Here is a 3,272-nt window from a genome sequence, read left to right as displayed (position 1 = left end):
TGCGGTGTCGGTGCCGGACGAGGTGGCGCTGGTGTTCGGTGCGTCCTCGTGGACGTACGCGGAGCTGGACGCGCGGGTGAACCGGCTGGCGCGGTTGTTCGTGGCGCGGGGTGCCGGTCCGGAGCGGGTGGTGGCGCTGGGGCTGCCGCGTTCGCTGGAGATGGTGGCGTCGCTGTTCGCGGTGCTGCGCAGCGGTGCGGCGTACCTGCCGCTGGAGCTGGACTACCCGGTCGAGCGCCTGGCCTTCATGGTCGAGGACACCGCCCCGGCCTGCCTGATCACCGACTCCACCGCCGCCGCCCTGATGCCGGCCCACGGCAACACCGTGCTGCTCGACGCCGAGGACGTCCGCGCCGAGCTGGCCGGCCTCTCCGCCGAGCCGTACCGGGCGCCCTACGACCCGGACGCGGCCGCGTACGTGATCTTCACCTCGGGTTCCACCGGGCGTCCGAAGGGTGTCGTGACGCCGTACCGGGGTCTGACCAACATGCAGTTGAACCACCGGCAGGAGATCTTCGACCCGGTGGTGGCCTCGGCCGGCGGGCGGCGCCTGCGAATCGCCCACACGGTGTCGTTCTCCTTCGACATGTCGTGGGAGGAGCTGCTCTGGCTGGTCGAGGGCCACGAGGTGCACGTCCTGGACGAGGCCCTGCGCCGCGACACCCAGCGCCTGGCCGACTACTGCGCCGAGCAGGCCGTCGACGTCATCAACGTCACCCCCTCCTACGCCCAGGCCCTGGTGGAGTGCGGCCTGCTGGACGAGGGGCGGCACCGCCCGGTGCTGGTCCTGCTCGGCGGCGAGGCGGTGGCCGAGACCCTCTGGTCGAAGCTGCGCGACACCCCCGGCGTCCTCGGCTACAACCTGTACGGCCCGACCGAGTACACCATCAACACCCTGGGCGGCGGCACGCTCGACTCCGCGACCGCCACGGTGGGCCGGCCGATCTGGAACACCGTCGCGCACGTCCTGGACACCCACCTGCGGCCCGTCCCGGTCGGCGTCCCCGGTGAGCTGTACGTCTCCGGCGTGGGCCTGGCCCGCGGCTACCTGAAGCGCCCCGGTCTGACGGCGGAGCGGTTCGTCGCGGACCCGTTCGGCGAGCCGGGCGCGCGGATGTACCGCACCGGTGACGTGGTGCGCTGGCGGGCCGACGGCCTCCTGGACTTCCTGGGCCGGGCGGACGACCAGGTGAAGATCCGCGGATACCGGGTCGAGCCCGGTGAGATCGAGGACGCCCTCGCGGCCCACGAGGACGTCGCCCAGGCGGCGGTGGTGGTCCGCGAGGACACCCCCGGCGTGAAGCGCCTCGCCGCCTACCTCGTGCCGGCCGGCGCCGGCGTCGACGTCGCCGAGGTGCGCAACGGCCTCGCCCAGCGCCTGCCCGAGTACATGGTCCCCTCGGCGTTCGTCGTCCTCGACGCGCTGCCGCTGACCGTCAACGGCAAGCTCGACCGCAACGCCCTGCCCGTCCCCGACACCACCTCCGCCGGCCGCGCCCCCCGCGACGCCCGCGAGGAGATCCTCTGCGGCGCCTTCGGCGAGGTGCTCGGCCTCAACGAGGTCGGTCCCGAGGACCACTTCTTCGACCTCGGCGGCCACTCGCTGCTCGCCACCCGCCTGGTCACCCGGATCCGCACCCTGCTGGGCGGCCGGCTGACGGTCCGCGACCTCTTCGAGGCGCCCACCCCGGCGGGCCTGGCCCACCGCGCCGGCGGCGACGGCGAGCAGCGCCCGGCCCTCGGCCGCCGAGAGCGGCCGCAGGACCTGCCGCTCTCGCACGCCCAGCGCCGGATGTGGTTCCTGCAGAACCTCGACGGCTCCGGTGCGACCTACAACGTGCCGCTGGTCGTCCGGGTCACCGGCGCCCTCCACGCCGACGCCCTGCGCGCCGCCGTCCGCTCGGTGACCGAGCGCCACGAGAGCCTGCGCACCGTCTTCACCGAGCGCGACGGCTCCGTCTACCAGCACGTCCTGGACGCCCCGGCCCTCGCGGACGCCGTCCACGTCGTGCGCTCCGGCGAGCAGACCCTGGCCGCCGACGTCGAGGCTGCCGTCCGCCACGGCTTCGACCTCTCGGCTGAGGCGCCGCTGCGCGTCACCCTGCTGGAGATCGCCCCCGGGGACCACGCCGTGGTCCTGCTCTTCCACCACATCGCGGGCGACGAGTGGTCGATGCTCCCCTTCATCGACGACCTGACGGCCGCGTACACGGCGCACGTCGCCGGGACCTCCCCGGCCTGGTCGCCGCTGCCGGTCCAGTACGCCGACTACACCCTCTGGCAGCAGGAGCTGCTCGGCGCCGCCGACGACCCGCAGAGCCAGCACAGCCGCCAGGTCGCCTACTGGCGCGAGGCGCTCGCCGGGCTGCCCGAGGAACTGCCGCTGCCGACCGACCACCCGCGCGTGCCGGTGGCCGGCTACCGCGGCGACACCGTGTACGCCCAGGTGCCGCCCGCCGTCTACCGCGGGCTCCGGGAGGCCGCCCGGGCGACCGGCACCACCACCTTCATGGTGCTCCAGGCCGCCGTGGCGACCCTGCTGCACCGCCTCGGCGCCGGCACCGACATCCCGCTCGGCGCCCCGGTCGCGGGCCGCTCCGACGCCGGGCTCGACGCCCTGGTCGGGTTCTTCGTCAACACCCTGGTCCTGCGCAACGACCTTTCCGGCGACCCGACCTTCGCGGACCTGCTGGGCCGCACCCGGGACACCGACCTGGCCGCCTTCGCCCACCAGGACCTGCCCTTCGACCGGCTGGTCGAGGCGGTCAACCCGCCGCGCGTGCCCGGCCGTCACCCGCTCTTCCAGGTGATGCTCGGCTACCAGCACAACGACGGCCAGGGCGGCCGGCTGCTCGGCCTGGAGAGCCGCATCCTGCCGTTCGAGCTGGGCGCCGCGAAGTTCGAACTCGACTTCAACTTCGAGGAGACCTCCTCGACCGAGGAGATCGACATCGCCTTCGAGTACGCCACCGACCTCTACGCGCGGGCCACCGCCGAGGGACTGGTCGAGCGCCTGCTCGCCGTCCTGGAGCAGGTCGCGGCCGACCCGCACCGCCGCATCGGCGCGCTGGACGTGCTGACGTCGGGTGAGCGGGGGCTGTTGGGGGAGTGGGCGGCGACGGGTCGTGAGCTGCCGTCGGCTTCGGTGGCGGATCTGCTGGCGGAGCGTGCGGTGTCGGTGCCGGACGAGGTGGCGCTGGTGTTCGGTGCGTCCTCGTGGACGTACGCGGAGCTGGACGCGCGGGTGAACCGGCTGGCGCGGTTGTTCGTGG

Annotated in this window: 1 protein-coding gene; it reads left to right on the top strand. The window is 73.9% G+C overall.

Annotated elements, in window-relative coordinates:
* A partial coding sequence (locus tag PUR61_RS00270) for an amino acid adenylation domain-containing protein (protein WP_329874368.1) occupies nucleotides 1-3,272 on the top strand: 3,272 nt, incomplete at both ends.

Source organism: Streptomyces sp. BE20 (assembly GCF_036322525.1).
Taxonomy (GTDB): domain Bacteria; phylum Actinomycetota; class Actinomycetes; order Streptomycetales; family Streptomycetaceae; genus Kitasatospora.
This window is presented reverse-complemented; position numbering and strand designations above follow the sequence as displayed.